Raw genomic sequence first — 15,999 nt, 5'->3', positions numbered from 1 at the left:
CCCTGAAAAATAAAGCGGAAGCCATTCTGTGGCTTTTCATCAGGTTGGTGCAACGACGCTAACCGACGTCATTATTTAGGATGGGATAATATCTATGAGTTCAGCAGAGGATTCGTTGCTGCGGCACAGGTCTTTTGTCGCCTTTTGGCTGGCACGCACCTGTTCATCTTTCGGTTTTCAAATGTTCTCGGTGGCGGTCAGCTGGCAAATCTATGCCTTAACCCACAGTGCAATGGCGCTGGGGATGATCGGCCTGATGCAGTTTCTTCCCTCTGTGCTACTGGCGTTGCCCGCGGGTCATCTGGCCGATCAGCACGATCGCCGCCGAATTGTGTTGCTCGGACAATTCATTGAGTGGCTGGCCCTGCTTGGGCTTGTTGCGTTAACCCTCATTAACTGGGCAGGGAAGTTTGAGATTTGGGGATTGGTGTTCCTGATCTCAGTGGCGAAGGCACTGGAGTGGCCGGCCATCACCTCAATGCTGCCCGCGCTGGTGCCGCCGCCGATCCTGGCGCGCGCAATGGCCGCCAGTTCGGTGGGTGGCCAGGCCGCGGTGATTATCGGCCCAACGCTCGGAGGCTTCCTTTATGTAGCTGGACCGGAAGTGGTCTATGGCGTCTCGGCGTTGTTCTATCTCTTCTCGATTGTGCTGGTGAGCCGACTGCGCTATGAACGTCCACCGCAGGCGCGTTTACCGATGAACCTGCCAAATCTGTTTGCCGGCGTGCGCTTTATCCGCGATCGCAAAGATGTGCTCGGCGTGATTTCACTCGATCTGTTTGCTGTGTTGCTGGGCGGTGCCACCGCGCTGTTGCCGATTTTCGCGCAGGACATTCTGCACACCGGGCCGTGGGGATTGGGCATCCTGCGCGGTGCGCCATCAGTCGGCGCGCTGCTGGTGGGCGTTTGGCTCAGTCGTCACAAGCTGGAAAAGCATGTCGGCATGATTATGTTCGGCTCGGTGGCCGGTTTTGGCGTAGCCACGCTGGTGTTTGCGCTTTCGACGCAGCTGTGGCTATCAGTGATCGCCCTGGCGGCGCTGGGCGGCTTCGATATGGTAAGCATGGTGATTCGCGGTGCGCTGGTGCAGCTGGATACGCCAGATGAGATGCGCGGTCGTGTTAACGCGGTCAATGCCATTTTCATTAATACCTCGAACCAACTCGGCGAGTTTGAATCGGGTTTGCTGGCGGCCTTTTTTGGCGCGGTGCCTGCGGCCGCGATTGGCGGCATCGGCACGCTGGTGGTGGTGGGCGTATGGATGACGATTTTCCCGCACCTGCGCAAACGGCAGAAGCTGGAAAACGAAACTGCGATTTAATGGGATGTGTGCGGCCTGTCAAAGGGTGCGCAGTAATGTGCACCCTACGCAAAACGGATCGGTTTTTGTCAGGGGCGCATTGATGCGCCCCGGAAAAACGTTGGTCGCCGCTGTAACAGTTATTGCTTTTCCCTCACCTCAGCGCCTTACCCGCGCCGCAACCCAGCGACATCTACCTGCCAGTGATGCAGTTTGTTATACAGCGCGGTACGCGAAATCCCCAGCAGCTGGGCCGACTGGCGCAGGTTGCCCTTCTGCTCACGCACCACCTGCAGCACATGCTGGCGCTCATTCTCCTGTAGCGAGCTCAATTCACTTATCGGAGGCACGCCGTGCTGCATCATCTCTTCCGGCAGATCGCGGCGATCAATCTCCAGGCCCTCGCACAAGTTCACCATGCGTTCCACCAGATTCTCCAGCTCGCGCACGTTGCCGGGCCAATGCCATGCCTGTAAGCAGGCCATGGCTTGCGTAGAAAGCTGCGGCGCAATACGTTTCATGCGGGTACAAAGCGCCTGAATAAAGGTATTCACCAGCCCGGGAATGTCCTCCTGACGCTCACGCAGCGGCGGGATCTCCAGAGAGATCACGTTCAGGCGATAGTAGAGATCGCGGCGAAAGGCGCCTTTCTCCACCGCATCCAGCAGATTGCAGTGGGTGGCGGCGATTATGCGCACGTTGACTTTGAGCGGGTGCGCCGCACCGATGCGCACCACTTCACCCTCCTGCAATACGCGCAGCAGGCTGGTTTGCGCCTCCAGCGGCATCTCGCCAATCTCATCGAGGAACAAAGTGCCGCCATCCGCCAGCTCAAACTTGCCTGCGGATCCCCCGCGTCGCGAGCCGGTAAACGCCCCATCGACATAGCCGAACAGTTCACTCTGCACCAAATCTCGCGGCAGTGCGCCGCAGTTCAGCGCGATAAACGGTTCCTGCTGGCGCGGGCTGGCGTTATGGATCGCTTGGGCAAACAGCTCTTTGCCGGTGCCGCTTTCGCCGGTTAGCAACACGGTGCTGTCGGTGCGGCTGCTGGCGCGCGCTTTGTGAATCGCTTGCTGCACGCGCGGCGCATGGCCGCGAATCATTTCAAATGTGTAGCTGGCCCTCACACCCATCACGCGGCGCGTAATGGCGCGAATACGTTGATTTTCGCGCAGCGACAGCACGCGGCCGCCATCGGGGGCCGGCATCAGCGAAATCAGGCAGGAAATCGGGTTTGCGCCGTCCGGGATAAATTGTAGCTCGCGGTCATTGCAGAAAGGCATGGTAAGCAGCGATCCCCCCTGCGGCTGTAAAAGCGCATCGATGGTGCCCGCTTGCGGATCGAGGCCGCTGAAGATCTGCCGCGCATAGCGATTCAGGGTTTTAATGCGGCCATGACGATCGCAGACGATCACGCCTTCATTCAGCGTTTCGAGGATCGACTGCTGTTCAGCCAGCAAGCGCCGCAGTATCAATTGCTGACCTACCGCCTCCGCTGCGGCCTGCACGGTACCCAGCGTGTGCGCGTTGAAATTGTCGGGCGTGGCGGTGAGCGTTAATACGCCCAGCAGCTGGCCGCTGGCATCGCGCACCGGTGCGGCAGCACATTGGCGATGACGTTTGCGCAGGTCGAGCTTCCAGTTTTCACCGCCCAGTACATACACCAGACGCTGTTCGATCAGGCAGCGCGCGGTGCAGTTGGTGCCAAGCACCTCTTCGCGCAGGATGCTGCCGACCGGCGTAAGATCTGCGCCGCAAAAATGCAGCGTTACGCCCTGCGCATCGGTTAGGTTAATGTGCCCGTCTGGGTTATATGCCAGCAGGTTCTCCATAATGCTGCGTGCTGCGAGGATCAACTCGGCGTTGTGCTCAAGGATTGCCGCCAGCTCGTCAGCAGGCGGAGAGGTGTAGCTAAACGTGGCAGGATCGATGGCGCGCTGACGCGATCGTTGCCACGACTGCAAAATACTATGCCGCATCCAACCTGGCTGTTCACCGCGCTCAAAGCTGTGCCAGCCCTGCCATAGCAAGGTATCCCACTCCCCAACCTCCGCGCTGTCCGGCAAGCTGAAGATCGGGTCGCTTTCATCTTTGAAAGGTAAACGCTCACTAGCACGCATGCGGCATCCTCCTCTATTTCGGAATGTCCATTTTATTGACATGTGAAGTTGACATGTAAATTTTGTTGCCAGTTTGTGAGCTCTATCTGTGTTACGTCTCACATAATCAGCCCTGTTCCAGTTGGCATTGCCTTTGCAGTACATAACGCACATCCCTGCGCTCGAATGAGCTCCTCCAAAATAAAAAGGAATAGGTTATGACATTTCATCTTAAACCCGTGCGCGTAGGACTGATTGGCGCCGGACGCATGGGCAGCTTCCACGCAGAAAACCTTGCCTGGCGCGTGCCGGGGGCGATTCTGGCAGCGGTAGGCGATCCGCAACCTGGCGCGGCTGAAGCCCTGACTCGCAAACTCGGCGTAGCGAAAGCGTATAGCGATCTCCATGCGCTATTACAGGACCCGGAGATTGATGCGGTCGCTATTGCCGCCCCGGCGCGCACCCACGCTGAATGGGTGATCGCGGCAGCTGAAGCGGGCAAGCATGTCTTTTGTGAGAAGCCGATGGCGGTAACGCTGGATGAGGCCGACCGCGCCATTGCTGCCGCGAAAAGTGCTGGCGTGGTGCTGCAAGTCGGTTTCAACCGTCGCTTTGATTCGGGCTTTGCCGCAGCGATCGCGGCCGTGAAAGCGGGTGAGAATGGCACCACGCAGCTGAGCCGATCGCTAACGCGCGATCCGGGTCTGCACGATCCTTCTCGCATCCCGCAGTGGACGATCTTCCTCGAAACGTTGATCCATGATTTTGACACGCTGCTGCACTTTAATCCGGGGGCGAAACCGGTGGAAGTGTATGCGCTGGCCGATGCGCTGGTGCGTCCGGATTTTAAAGAGAAAGGCTTGCTAGATACTTCGGTGGTCACCATCCGCTTCGATAACGGCGCAATTGCCACCGCCGAAGCCAACTTCCAGGCGGTGTACGGCTACGACGTGCGCGGCGAAGTGTTTGGCAGCAAAGGCATGTTGCAGGCTGGGCATATCAACGCCAATCACTGTGTACGTTATCACCAGGATGGCATCGCCATCGAAACGTCTCGCATGGATTCAGATCTGTTGCGCGAGGCCTATGTTGCAGAGATGACGGAGTTTGCCCGCTGCATTCGCCAGGGTGAAACACCCCGCGCCACCGGTGAAGATGCGCGTAACGCGCTGATTATTGCGCTGGCCTGTATCGAGTCAGTGCAACAGCAGCAGCCGATCATGTTGGGAGGTCGCTAATGGCAGGTTATCAATTGTCGGTGTGTGCCGAAATGGTGTTTCTCGATCTGCCGTTCATTGCGCGCGTGCAGCGTATTCATGAACTGGGCTTTGGCGTTGAAATCTGGGGCTGGGCTAATAAAGACATTGATGCGCTAGCGGCGACTGGCGCACGTTTCACCTCAATGACCGGCTATCTCAGCGGCAACCTGACCGATGACGATGAAATCCAGCAGCTGCTGCAAAGCGCTGAAGCATCGCTGGCGGTGGCCGAGCGTCTGAATTGTCCGGTGCTGAACCTGCACGGTACCGGGCTGGATGATAAAGGATTGCCGGTTAAACCGGTCGACGTGGTCACCGGCGCCATGTGGCTGAAAGCGGCGGATACGCTGCGCCAGGTGGCGCAATTGGGGGAACGTGCCGGACGCGTTTTCACGCTGGAGAACCTCAATTTACCGCTTGATCATCCCGGCACGCCGTTCGCGCTGGCAGCCGATACGCTGGCGCTGGTGGAGGCCGTTAACAGTCCGGCGCTGAAGATGAATCTTGACCTGTATCACGCGCAGATCGGCGAGGGGAATTTGATTGCGTTAATTCGCCGTTGTGGCGCGGCGATTGGCGAGATTCAGGTGGCGGATGTGCCAGGACGCCAGCAGCCGGGCACCGGTGAGATTAACTACCGCGCCATCGCCCAAGCGCTGCGCGCTGAAGGCTATGAAGGCACCGTGGCGCTGGAAGGGTGGGCGAGCGGCGACAGCACCGCTGCGCTACAGCAGTTCCGCGATCACTTTTCCCTTTAAGTGTTCCAGCGCCGGGTATTTGCCTGTTACCCGGCGTGAAGCAAACCGTTGAAAGCAAAAATAATATCTCAACCCTACAGGACTATCCCATGAACATCAGAAATGTGATTCTTTGTGTGTGCTCGCTGTTGCTCAGTATGAGCGTTAGCGCCAAAACCTTTACCGTTGGCGTGGCGCTGGCCAACTTCGATCTCAACTTTGTCTCGATTCTGCGTACCCAGATGGAGGCGGAACTGAAAGCTAACCAGCTTAAGAGCCAATTTGTGGATGCCAAAGGCGATGTGGCGCTACAAGTGCAGCAAGTGGATGATTTTATTAACCAGGGCGTCGACGCCATTATTCTCAATCCGGTGGATACGCAGGGCGTGCTGCCGATGATCACCGCCGCGAAAAATGCCGGTATCCCGCTGATATTTGTCAACCGTAAGCCGGAAGTGAAGCTGCCGGCTGATATGGCGTATGTGGGTTCTGACTCGGCGCTGGGCGGTGAAATGCAGATGGAAGCGCTGGCGAAGAAGATGAATTACAAAGGCAACGTGGCGATTCTAATGGGCGCGCTGTCAAATGAAGAAGCGCGTGAGCGTACCCGCGCGGTGGAAGCGGTGATCGCCAAATACAAAGATATGAAGGTGATTGAGAAGCAGAGCGCCAAATGGCAGCGCAACGAAGCGGTGGATGTGGTGTCGAGTTGGCTACTGAACCAGCGGCCGATTGACGCCATCGCGGCGAATAACGATGAGATGGCGATTGGCGCGATCATGGCCCTCAATCAGGCGAAGAATGAGAAGATATTGGTCGCCGGCATCGATGGCACGCCAGATGGACAGCAGTTTGTGAAGAGCGGCAAAATGGCGCTGACCATTTTCCAGGATGCCAAAGGACAGGCAACGGGCGCGGTGCAGGTGACCAAGGCGCTGCTGGAGAAGCAAAAGGTGCAGACGTTTAATTGGGTGCCCTATCAAACCATTACGCCTGATAACTACGCGCAGTTCGCGACGAAATAACCCTTCTCTTTACCCCTCTCTCGTCAGGGAGAGGGGCCACATGTCTGGCTTTCGCTAAAAAGCCAACCCGCCTCCGTAAACTTCTACGAAAATCCGCTTTTTTCTTACATCATTTGGCGAATGGTTTTAGCAAAATGAGCTGAAAATCGTTGTGTTTCGTGTAAAATTCCCTTCTTAAAAAAATAAATCAATGTATGTACTTGTAATTTATCATCATGTTTCTGAGGATTAGATGAAAGTTTTTATCATCAATTTAGAAAAATATGCAGCAAGAAAGAACCATGCTTTGAATCAGTGCCAGAATATCGGTCTGCAGGCAGAAGTATTCAATGCAATTGATGGCCGCTTACTCTCTCCTCAGGATATTAAGGATCAGACACATCCAGAATTATCTGCTGGATTAACGGAAAGTGAGATCGGATGTGCATTAAGTCATCAAGGTGTATACCAAAAAATGCTAAGCGAAAATATCGATGTCGCATTAGTGTTAGAAGATGACGTTCAGTTTGATGATAACTCATGTGATATTATTAGTTATCTAGTAGCAAACATACCTAAACATCCAACACTGTATCTTTTAAGTGACGTGAGAAAATATTTACGTGGTGGTAAAAAAATCTCTGCCAGTGAACACAAATTAGTGACGGTCAGTCAGGCTGCCCTTGCTCATGCTTATATCATTAATCTTTCTGCAGCAAAAAAATTATATGATTTTATGAATCCAGTGTGGCTCGAAGCCGATCGCTGGACTTACCTGATTGAATGTGGCGTTGTCGATATTAAAGCGGTAGTGCCTGCAGTCGGTCATTTATCAGAATTAAGCCATGAGTCGACAATCTGGCATTGTGAAGCAGAATTAGAGCGTAAAAAAATTATAAGGGAATTACGAAAAGTAACAGTGAATAAGATCAGGAAAAAAAGACCTTTGCTGATCAAAGTTAAAAATTCGATGTGGCGAATTTTCATGCGACCATTTTTTGAAATCAAACGGGACTAAAGGATATTAATGTCAGTTTCTAAAATGAAAAGTATCAGCATGTTGCTGCCTTGGTTGGCATTTGCCTCGCTGATCGCAATCCTTCCTATCGCCTTTCTTTATGAAAAAGGCGGGCGTTATCTCTTCTATTATTGCGCCTACTTTTCATTGACGGGCTTGGCTTTGGAAGTGTTTAAAAAAAGAGCCATTCACTTTACCGAAAGAAAATCACTTGCCATGTTAATGCTTGGCTTAGTCTTTATTGGTTGGTCATTATATGCAAAATATATGCATGGCGAGCAAGGTGAGCTTTACTTTACGGCAGGTAAAAGGTGCCTTCTTGCCTTCTTGATTATGACCTATATTTTTCATGTCTATCGTGAGAAATATATTAATCAATCTTTAGTGATAAGATATTGCATACTGTCACTCGCCTTAGCTTTTGTTACAGCAAGTTCGTTCGCTTTCTTACAGACGTTCACCTCTGCGGATCGCGTGGTATTGGGTATAAATCGCGCTACGCTCACTGCCTATGCTTACTCCGCCGTGACGTTAGCATTAATCGCCTTTATTCTTTACTCGAAAGAAAATAAGTTTAAGAAGTTATATTTCTTAGCGGTTTCTATTATCTCACTATATGTGATTATGCTGACGCAAACTCGTTCTGCAATGGTAATACATACATTGTTTTTAGCTTATATGACATTTCGCCTGTTTGCCGTGACGCGCAACGTTAAGTTTATCAGCTTTGTCGCGATGTTAATGTTGGTGGCAGCCGGGCTCAGTTATAAAGTCATTGAAACGCGTTTCGATACGACAGTGCAAGAGTATCGTGATTATGAACATGGCAACGACAGAACGTCGCTGGGATCGCGTTTTACCATGTGGAAAACCGGAATATTGTCCTTTGAGAAGGCTCCTTTCGGGCAGACGCAAGTCGAGCGCAACAATTTTATAACCACCTATCTTGATGCGCACAATCAGAAGGACTCATGGGCGTTAATTTACATTAATGTTCATCTGCATAATGAATTTATTCAGTATGCTTCTTTGTTTGGGGTGCTCGGTATAGGGGTTCTGCTCTATTTCTTCTATATCTTTATCATTGCCGAGTTTAGGGCGGCGCGAAGATTAACGCCGCTTGCTGCAGCCGGTATTGCAACGCTGCTATATGGCATGACTGATGTTGTACTAACATCAATTGAGTTTATTGCAATATTCAGCATTCTGGTGGTTCTCTTGTCTCTGATTGAAAAGAGAAGTGAACCATGAAAAAAAGGCTCCGATGAGGAGCCTTTTTTATGACGCATCTATTGAAAACCCCTGAGCTTCATTTTAAGAAACTTTTTCTTGAGGCTAAATCTCACTTTTACATCCGCCATAAATGAAACGGCAGGTATTTGGTCTATCGCCTTTTTCACCACGCCTTGCTCATGTTCATCGCTAATCAATGGATAAAACTTATGTGCCAGATTAATCCAGTGGCATGAGAGCAGATTGCGATAGCGCTCTCCCAGTACAGCATCCATTTGCTGTGTCGCTTTAATGAGCATGGATATTTTATGCGCATCAAGCGCGCTGGACAGGCTCTGTCCTCTTTTAAAGTAAAGGTAAGGGCCTTGTGCAGCAAAAAATATTTTATGGCTAGCTTTGAGGATCGATGGGAATAAATACGCATCCTCATAGCAGGTGAAATCGGGGAAATGATGGTCCGCAAACAGCGATTTTTTTATGTATTGCCCAATAAAGTGGGCTTGAATTTCTCGGTGGATGAGGAATTTTTCAATCACCTGATGTTGCGTCAGCGCGGTGGTTTTCAAACCCTGCCACTGTTGAGGTGTTGATTTACCCGCATACACCTCATTAAGGGAAGTGAGAAGAATATCCGGTTGCTCTACCTGCAAAAAATGCACAATATCAGAAAACGAATTTTGCAATAGCTGGTCGTCACCATCGAGCATGGTGATATATTGACCGCTGGCTTGGCTGACAGCGAAATTCCTGACTTTGCCAATATTACGGAACATCACGTCAACGATTTTTACATGGCTACATGAAGCGGCAAATGCATGCAGCATCTCGCTGGTATTATCCGAAGAAGAGTCATTCACCAAAACAATTTCAATCTGCTCTTCAACGCCAGTACAGGCATTTTTTAAACTGTTTAACGTCTCGGTAATAAATTTTTCGCAGTTATGCGCCGTAACCAGAACGCTAAGCGTGTAAGGTGAATCCATAATAAGTCTCTTTCCGTTACCGTATCGAGGTGCATCAATTACAAATAGTACACTAGCTTTCTTCCACGCTGCGAATGAATTCGTTTCCCTCGGCCAGCGTGACAATCATCACATCGCCACATATAAGCTATTACAAAAGCTAAACTTTCATTTTCCTACGCCGATAATTTTTCACTGAATCCGTGCGCTTTGCCCCGTGCGTTTGGGGCTCTTTGATCAACTTCTGGTGTGGAAAATTGCCATGATCGCAACGCCCTTGTCAGGCCCGGACGCCGTGCCGGTAGAAATGGTTTCGCTCAAGCGTATCGCACAGCGGGCTGATAGTCTGGCGGTAATCCTCAGCTGGGCATTGTGGCCAATGGCGATCGGCGTTGGCTGGCTCAATGACAACCTTCTGGTGGCGCTGATTGGCGGTGTGGTGCTGGCGCTGTTGGCAACCTTTATTGGTACCGCACTGCGCGGCACGCTGTTTTCGCGTTTGGTTTTGTCCACGCTGTTAATTGGCTGGGCGGGTTTGCTGATTCAACTCGGCGCTGGCGAGACTGAATACCATTTTTCGGTGTTTGTGCTGATGTCGGCGCTGTTAGCATGGCGCGATATTCGTCCGATACTGATGGGCGCGGCTGCGGCGGCGACGCATCACATCTTGTTCAATTATCTGCAAGAAAATGACCTGTTTGGCGTGGTGGTGTTCCATCATCCTGGCTGGGATATGGTGCTGTTCCACGCGCTGTTTGTGGTGGCGCAAACGGCCATGCTGCTGGTGATTGCGCGCCAGATGGCGGCCGATGCGCGCTCTGCCAGCGAAGTGGCTGAGCTGGCGGCACAGATCAATCAGCAAGCCGGTTATCTTACATTGCGCGCCGATACTCAGCAGAGCGCGACGCCCTTTGCCCGCACCTTTAGCACCACGCTCGGCACCATGCACGGCACGTTACATCAGGTTAGCGATGGCGTTGCTCTGCTACTGACCGAGTCCGATAGCATTCTTGCGCGTAACGCCGCGCTCTCTACGCGTACGGATGAGCAGGCGCAGGCGCTGGAGGTGGCAGCCAGTGCGATGACCGAAATCAGCATCGCCGCCAGCTTAACCCGTGACAAAGCGCAGAGCGCACGCCAACTGGCGAGTGAGACCCGCGCCGTTGCCACGCGTGGCGAGGAGAATATTCAGTCGGCAATGCGCTCGATGGAAAAAATTAGCGAAGAGTCGAGGCGAGTGAAAATCATTCTGGAGCTGATCGACGGTATCGCATTTCAAACCAATATCCTGTCGCTAAATGCCTCGGTGGAAGCGGCGCGTGCCGGTAATCAGGGGCGCGGTTTTGCCGTGGTCGCCAGTGAAGTGCGCACTCTGGCGATGCGCAGCGAGAGTGCGGCGCGGGAAATTCGTCAGCTGATGGATGCCAGTGCTATCAGCACCGAGCATGGCAGCGTGCAGGTGGAACACGCGGCGCAAACTATGCGCGAGATTCATAGCAGTATTAGCGGATTATCGCAGCTGGTGACGGAGCTGTCGGAGATGAGTGAGCAGCAGAATCTGAGTATTGAGCAGATTCAGCAGAGCATTAATAGTATCGATCACAGTGTGCATCATAACGTGCAGCACGTGGCTGAAACACTGCAGGTGGCGCAGCAGCAACAGCAGCAGGCGAATGCGCTTAAGCAGGCGATTGCGTTATTCAGGTTGGGATAAGTTGGAAGCGAGGTCGCCATGAATGGCGACCTTACGGGCTTGTAGGGTCGGCAATCATGCCGACCAGGCCAATTACCGCACCATTGCGCGTTATTCCACGCCGTTAACCAGCAATACGCGGTACTTCGCCCCTTTGAGACGATGCGCTTTGGCTTCCTGATACGCCGGGCTGTAATACCAGCCCTTCGCCGCCTCAGCGTCCGGGAACTGCAGCACGACCACGCCTTCGGCTTGTGGCCCTTCCAGCGTTTCCAGCGCACCGTAAAAAGCCAGTGGGGTAATGGGGTGGTCGCCACGCGCCTGGCCTGCTTTTTCTGCGTAAGTTGCCAGCTCGTCTTTGTCTAAGGTTTCATCCTTAATAAACACCACATAAGCCGCCATTATTTCTCACCTCGCGCCTGACGTTTGTCTTCCGTATTGTTATCAAAATCAGCGGCATCGTGACGTTCCAGCAGCTGATCCTGCGGCTCGGCGCCAAACGCACGATTGACTTTACGACCCCGAATCACCGCCGGACGCTCGGCAATCTCTTTCGCCCAACGCACCACATTTTTATACGACTGCGCATCCAGGAATTCGCTGCCGCCATACTGATTATTCAGTACCAGATTGCCGTACCACGGCCAGGTGGCGATGTCGGCGATGGTGTATTCGTCACCGGCGAGGAAGCGATTATCCGCCAGCTGGCGATCCAGTACGTCAAGCTGACGCTTGGCTTCCAGCGTGAAGCGGTTAATGGCGTATTCGATTTTTTCCGGCGCGTAGTGATAGAAGTGACCGAAGCCGCCGCCAAGGTAAGGGGCAGAACCTTGCAGCCAGAACAGCCAGTTGAGCGTTTCCGTGCGTCCTGCCAGCGAGGTCGGCAGGAAGTGGCCAAATTTCTCTGCCAGATAGAGCAGAATGTTGCCCGATTCAAACACGCGCTGCGGTGGGCTAACCGAGTGATCGCTGAGCGCCGGAATTTTTGAGTTCGGGTTCACATCAACAAAACCGCTGGAGAACTGATCGCCATCGCCGATACGAATCAGCCAGGCATCGTACTCGGCGTCTTTCGCCCCGACGGCAAGCAGCTCTTCCAGCAGGATGGTAATTTTCTGGCCGTTTGGCGTGCCGAGCGAGTAAAGCTGCAGCGGATGTTTGCCAACCGGCAGGGTTTTCTCATGCGTCGGCCCGGCGGTTGGACGGTTGGTTTTCGCGCCGTTACCTTTGGCTTCCGGGTCCCAGGTCCAGACTTTCGCGGGCTGATATTGATGTTCCGACATAATGGTTTCGCCTTGTTGTGTTTGTATTTTTGCTGCTACTGAGTGTAGCAGCCAGTAATACAGGCGATTTAACCGCGCTGGCGGTGGGATACAAAGTCGGATTATGTAACGTTCTCTTGCATAAACAGCATAAGCTCGACATTGGCGACCTTAAGCTCCTTCATTTCCCAGCAGCTCACGCTCGATCAGCTCGCGCGTTTCAACTGCCTGATACTTCATCTTTTCCGGATAACCGAACAGCGCCGCAGAGATAATCGACTCGCCGCCAACCTTGAACGTGCGATGGGCAAAATTCATCTCGCGCAGTGCTTCAAACAGCGCATCGAAATTCACTTCACCTTCCCCAACTGCCACGTGCTGGTGGATAGTGGCATCTACGCCCGGCGGGTTAACAATGTAGCGGCAGTGTTTGGTGTGGTTCATGGTATCGGCAATCAGCATATGCGACAGATCGTCTCCGGCGTAATGCAGCATATTCTTCACATCGCCGACGCCTTTGTCGTAATAGAAGGTGTGCGGTGCGCTGTAGATATACTTCACGTTCTCGCTGCGGAACGACTTCACGATGTCGGCGGTTTCGTTACTTTGCTCGCAGAAATCCCACGGATGTGCCTGAATTTCGACGCGGATACCCTCACGTTCGAAGATCGGTAACAGTTCTTCCATCGAGCGATAAAACATCTCTTCACATATTTCGGGCTCGTTCGGATTACCGGAAAGCTCGGTGTTGATGACCTGAACGTTCATTTCCACGGCAATCTCGATCATGCGTTTCCAGTTCTTCACCGCAGCCTGACGCCGCAGTTCATCCGGACCAGACCAGCGATAAACGGTAATGAACGAAGAGATTTCCAGCCCGGTGGCGTTTAGCGCATTTTTGTATTCGCGCATGATTTCACGGCTGGCTTTCGGATGTTTATAGAACGGATTGATCTGTGGATGCGGCGACTGCTCGATGTACTTGTAGCCCCATTCAGCCACCTGATGCACCATGCGCGTGATGCCAAGATCTCGGATTACATCCACATCAAAAGCGATTTTCATTCTCTTCTCCTGAGCGTTAAAAGCGCACCGCATACGCTGAGTGGTGGTTCTTAAGAAAACTGATATCAAAAATTCATTCTTAATGATATTGAAATGAAATCATCAGTTTTATATTTGCGAGAACGATCAAAATAATGAGAGAGAAAGTATCAAGTAATGAAATTTTTCACTGATGAGATGAGCAAGGTATTGGTGATTTTCGAGAAATAAGGGCATTATTTTTGATAGTTTATTATCCTTTTTCTATGGGAATCGCTGAATGAGTAAAATCACTCTGAACGTCATCGCCGCCGCCGCAGGCGTGGGGGTGGCAACGGTTGATCGCGTATTAAACCGGCGCGCGCCGGTGCGTCCTGCCACCGAGCAGAAAGTACTGGAAGCGGCCAGTCGCCTTGGTTACCGCATCGGCCACGCGCCGCTGCGGCAGGAGGCACTGCCTGCATCCAGCGTGACGCTGCGCATGGGGTTCATCCTGCTAGCAAAATCCTACTCGTTCTATCATTCGCTCACCGATGCGCTGCGGCAGCAGACACAACTCTTCCATCCAGCCGGCAGCGAACCGCTGTTTGCCTGGCATGATATTCATGATGTTGAGGCTGTCGTGGCGTCGCTGTACGCGCTGGCTGAGCAGGTGGATGCCATTGGTGTCGTGGCGCTGGACCACCCGCTGATTCGCCACGCGATTGAAACCGTGTCGCGCCAGGGAGTGCGCGTTTATGCGCTGTTTTCCAATTTCTCGCCGTGCGGCCACGCCGGTTATATCGGTTTGGATAATCAGAAAGCTGGCCGCACTGCCGGCTGGGTGGCATCGCATCTGTTGCACCAGCTTGGCTCGGTGGGCGTGCTGGTGGGCGACCATCGCTTTATCTGCCAGGAAACCAATGAAATCGGCTTCCGATCCTATCTGCGTGAGCAGGACAGTACCCGACGCGTGCTGGAGCCGCTGAAAACCAATGAAACCATTGATGGTGGCTACCAGGCAACGCGTCAGTTACTCGATGACAACCCTGATTTAGCGCTGATTTTTGCACCCTGTGGTGGCATTGAAGGCGTCATTCACGCGCTGCGTCAGCAGCCACAGCGCAAGGTGGCGTTGATCTGCCATGGTCCGGTGCAGGAGGGCGAGCTGGCGCTGATTGACGGGACCATCACGGTAATGATCCGCAATCGTATCGATGAGATGGTGGCGCGCCTGACGCAAATGGTGCAGCAGCATCATGCTGCACCTGGCGAGCATTTCACACAAATCACCCTGCCGTTCGATATTGTCACGCGTGAAAACCTGTAAACCGCGCCATTGCTGACTTTGATATTTTTTCTATCATTTTAATGATGCGAAATAGTATGATCGCTATCAAAAAATGAATGTTTCATGGTTGTTTGTGATGAAATATTTATTTGATACTTGCGCCATCCACTACCGCAAGGAACGATCATGTCTATTCATATTGCTAACGCGCCCTGTAGCTGGGGCGTTGATGATCCGAACAACCCTTTCCTGCCGCCGTGGCAGAAAGTGCTGAGTGAAGCGTCGCAGGCCGGTTATAAAAGTATTGAGCTGGGACCGTGGAGCTATCTGCCGGTGGATCCTGCCGAGCTGCGTCAGCAGCTGGAAGCGCACGATCTGTCGCTGGTGGCGGGCACCCTTTTTGATGATTTGGTGAGTGAAGCCAATTTCCCAGCGATGGTTGAACTGACGCACAACATTTGCCGTAACCTGTCGCTGGTGCCCACCGCTAGCAAAATTCACGCCGACAACATACCTGCGCCTTATCTGGTGATTATCGACTTCGGCAATCCAGAACGCGCTAAATACGCGGGTCAGTCTGATAAAGCGCCGCGCCTGTCAAACGCTGACTGGCAGCGCATGATGCAGCACATCACCTCGCTGAGCCAGATCGCCTGGAACGAATATGGTGTGCGCGCGGTCATCCACCCGCATGCCGGTGGTTGCATTGAGTTTGCCGACGAGCTGCAGCAGCTGGTGGAGGACATCCCGCACGACGTGGCCGGTTTGTGCCTCGACACCGGTCATTTGTACTACTCCGGCATGGATCCCATTCCCTACCTCAGCCGCTACTGGCATCGCATTGATTACCTGCACTTTAAAGACGTCAACGACGCGGTATGGCGCGACGTGATTGCGCGCGGCGTGGATTTCTTTGCCGCCTGCGCGGAAGGCGTCATGTGCCCGATCGGCAAAGGGGCAATTGATTATCCAGCGGTGCGCGCTTTCCTCGCAGCGCGCCATTATCAGGGCTGGATCACCATCGAACAGGAGCGCGATCCGCGAGATGCCGAGACCAGCCTGCGCGACGTCACCGCCAGCCTGCACTATTTGCAATCGATTGGATTCTGAGGAGA

At 53.0% G+C, this 15,999-nt stretch carries 14 protein-coding genes; 9 read left to right on the top strand and 5 right to left on the bottom strand.

What is annotated here, in order from left to right; translation table 11 throughout:
• Positions 1-94 precede the first annotated feature (94 nt).
• Positions 95-1,321 carry an MFS transporter gene (locus tag ACIP6T_RS16605; RefSeq protein WP_097095166.1) on the top strand — a complete coding sequence of 409 codons (1,227 nt, stop codon included), beginning with the start codon at positions 95-97 and terminating at the stop codon, positions 1,319-1,321.
• A gap of 146 nt (positions 1,322-1,467) precedes the next feature.
• Here ACIP6T_RS16605 and ACIP6T_RS16600 read toward each other — a convergent pair whose 3' ends face one another.
• Positions 1,468-3,423, bottom strand: a complete 1,956-nt coding sequence (locus tag ACIP6T_RS16600) for a sigma-54-dependent Fis family transcriptional regulator (protein WP_400458139.1) — start codon at positions 3,421-3,423, stop codon at positions 1,468-1,470.
• 197 nt (positions 3,424-3,620) lie between these two features.
• Here ACIP6T_RS16600 and ACIP6T_RS16595 point away from each other — a divergent pair, with 197 nt between their 5' ends.
• The 5 genes from ACIP6T_RS16595 (at position 3,621) to ACIP6T_RS16575 (ending at position 8,671) form a co-directional block, all read left to right on the top strand.
• Positions 3,621-4,640, top strand: a complete 1,020-nt coding sequence (locus tag ACIP6T_RS16595) for a Gfo/Idh/MocA family oxidoreductase (protein WP_400458138.1) — start codon at positions 3,621-3,623, stop codon at positions 4,638-4,640.
• Complete coding sequence (locus ACIP6T_RS16590) at positions 4,640-5,419, top strand: TIM barrel protein (RefSeq protein ID WP_400458137.1); 780 nt, start codon at positions 4,640-4,642, stop codon at positions 5,417-5,419. The genes ACIP6T_RS16595 and ACIP6T_RS16590 overlap by 1 nt, the downstream gene beginning before the upstream one ends.
• Before the next feature lie 89 nt (positions 5,420-5,508).
• On the top strand, positions 5,509-6,423 hold the full coding sequence (locus ACIP6T_RS16585) for a substrate-binding domain-containing protein (protein WP_400458136.1): 915 nt from the start codon (positions 5,509-5,511) through the stop codon (positions 6,421-6,423).
• Positions 6,424-6,655: 232 nt separating this feature from the next.
• Positions 6,656-7,420: a glycosyltransferase family 25 protein gene (locus ACIP6T_RS16580; protein WP_400458135.1), complete on the top strand. Its 765-nt coding sequence runs from the start codon at positions 6,656-6,658 to the stop codon at positions 7,418-7,420.
• Between the two features lie 9 nt (positions 7,421-7,429).
• A complete protein-coding gene (locus ACIP6T_RS16575) occupies positions 7,430-8,671 on the top strand; it encodes an O-antigen ligase family protein (protein ID WP_400458134.1) in 1,242 nt (413 codons plus the stop codon).
• A gap of 38 nt (positions 8,672-8,709) precedes the next feature.
• Here ACIP6T_RS16575 and ACIP6T_RS16570 read toward each other — a convergent pair whose 3' ends face one another.
• On the bottom strand, positions 8,710-9,636 hold the full coding sequence (locus ACIP6T_RS16570) for a glycosyltransferase family 2 protein (RefSeq protein ID WP_400458133.1): 927 nt from the start codon (positions 9,634-9,636) through the stop codon (positions 8,710-8,712).
• A 241-nt stretch (positions 9,637-9,877) separates the two neighbouring features.
• On the opposite strand from ACIP6T_RS16570, the gene ACIP6T_RS16565 reads away from it, so the two are divergent.
• Positions 9,878-11,329, top strand: coding sequence for a methyl-accepting chemotaxis protein (locus ACIP6T_RS16565; protein WP_400458132.1), 1,452 nt, complete (start codon positions 9,878-9,880; stop codon positions 11,327-11,329).
• Positions 11,330-11,419: 90 nt separating this feature from the next.
• Here ACIP6T_RS16565 and ACIP6T_RS16560 read toward each other — a convergent pair whose 3' ends face one another.
• The 3 genes from ACIP6T_RS16560 to ACIP6T_RS16550 all read right to left on the bottom strand — a co-directional run bounded on the left by ACIP6T_RS16560 (position 11,420) and on the right by ACIP6T_RS16550 (position 13,635).
• On the bottom strand, positions 11,420-11,710 hold the full coding sequence (locus ACIP6T_RS16560) for a DUF1330 domain-containing protein (RefSeq protein ID WP_097095157.1): 291 nt from the start codon (positions 11,708-11,710) through the stop codon (positions 11,420-11,422).
• The gene (gene yghU / locus ACIP6T_RS16555; protein ID WP_400458131.1) at positions 11,710-12,591 is read right to left on the bottom strand and encodes a glutathione-dependent disulfide-bond oxidoreductase; all 882 of its coding nucleotides are present in this window, start codon (positions 12,589-12,591) and stop codon (positions 11,710-11,712) included. Before yghU ends, ACIP6T_RS16560 begins: the two co-directional genes overlap by 1 nt.
• 150 nt (positions 12,592-12,741) lie before the next feature.
• Complete coding sequence (locus ACIP6T_RS16550) at positions 12,742-13,635, bottom strand: sugar phosphate isomerase/epimerase (RefSeq protein WP_345827393.1); 894 nt, start codon at positions 13,633-13,635, stop codon at positions 12,742-12,744.
• Between the two features lie 259 nt (positions 13,636-13,894).
• Between ACIP6T_RS16550 and ACIP6T_RS16545 the strand changes: the two genes are divergently transcribed.
• On the top strand, positions 13,895-14,923 hold the full coding sequence (locus ACIP6T_RS16545; protein WP_400458130.1) for a LacI family DNA-binding transcriptional regulator: 1,029 nt from the start codon (positions 13,895-13,897) through the stop codon (positions 14,921-14,923).
• Positions 14,924-15,070: 147 nt separating this feature from the next.
• On the top strand, positions 15,071-15,994 hold the full coding sequence (locus ACIP6T_RS16540; RefSeq protein WP_097095153.1) for a TIM barrel protein: 924 nt from the start codon (positions 15,071-15,073) through the stop codon (positions 15,992-15,994).
• Positions 15,995-15,999: the final 5 nt, after the last annotated feature.

It is taken from the genome of Pantoea sp. NPDC088449 (genome assembly GCF_044753225.1).
GTDB lineage: Bacteria > Pseudomonadota > Gammaproteobacteria > Enterobacterales > Enterobacteriaceae > Pantoea > Pantoea floridensis.
Note: the sequence above shows the minus strand (reverse complement) of the source record. Positions and strands in the feature narration are given on the sequence as shown.

What these genes read in the sequence shown, in the direction of transcription:
- ACIP6T_RS16605 (WP_097095166.1), top strand. Translation starts at nt 95, where the DNA reads ATGAGTTCAGCAGAGGATTCGTTGCTGCGGCACAGGTCTTTTGTCGCC.
- ACIP6T_RS16600 (WP_400458139.1), bottom strand. Translation starts at nt 3,423, where the DNA reads ATGCGTGCTAGTGAGCGTTTACCTTTCAAAGATGAAAGCGACCCGATC.
- ACIP6T_RS16595 (WP_400458138.1), top strand. Translation starts at nt 3,621, where the DNA reads ATGACATTTCATCTTAAACCCGTGCGCGTAGGACTGATTGGCGCCGGA.
- ACIP6T_RS16590 (WP_400458137.1), top strand. Translation starts at nt 4,640, where the DNA reads ATGGCAGGTTATCAATTGTCGGTGTGTGCCGAAATGGTGTTTCTCGAT.
- ACIP6T_RS16585 (WP_400458136.1), top strand. Translation starts at nt 5,509, where the DNA reads ATGAACATCAGAAATGTGATTCTTTGTGTGTGCTCGCTGTTGCTCAGT.
- ACIP6T_RS16580 (WP_400458135.1), top strand. Translation starts at nt 6,656, where the DNA reads ATGAAAGTTTTTATCATCAATTTAGAAAAATATGCAGCAAGAAAGAAC.
- ACIP6T_RS16575 (WP_400458134.1), top strand. Translation starts at nt 7,430, where the DNA reads ATGTCAGTTTCTAAAATGAAAAGTATCAGCATGTTGCTGCCTTGGTTG.
- ACIP6T_RS16570 (WP_400458133.1), bottom strand. Translation starts at nt 9,636, where the DNA reads ATGGATTCACCTTACACGCTTAGCGTTCTGGTTACGGCGCATAACTGC.
- ACIP6T_RS16565 (WP_400458132.1), top strand. Translation starts at nt 9,878, where the DNA reads ATGATCGCAACGCCCTTGTCAGGCCCGGACGCCGTGCCGGTAGAAATG.
- ACIP6T_RS16560 (WP_097095157.1), bottom strand. Translation starts at nt 11,710, where the DNA reads ATGGCGGCTTATGTGGTGTTTATTAAGGATGAAACCTTAGACAAAGAC.
- yghU (WP_400458131.1), bottom strand. Translation starts at nt 12,591, where the DNA reads ATGTCGGAACATCAATATCAGCCCGCGAAAGTCTGGACCTGGGACCCG.
- ACIP6T_RS16550 (WP_345827393.1), bottom strand. Translation starts at nt 13,635, where the DNA reads ATGAAAATCGCTTTTGATGTGGATGTAATCCGAGATCTTGGCATCACG.
- ACIP6T_RS16545 (WP_400458130.1), top strand. Translation starts at nt 13,895, where the DNA reads ATGAGTAAAATCACTCTGAACGTCATCGCCGCCGCCGCAGGCGTGGGG.
- ACIP6T_RS16540 (WP_097095153.1), top strand. Translation starts at nt 15,071, where the DNA reads ATGTCTATTCATATTGCTAACGCGCCCTGTAGCTGGGGCGTTGATGAT.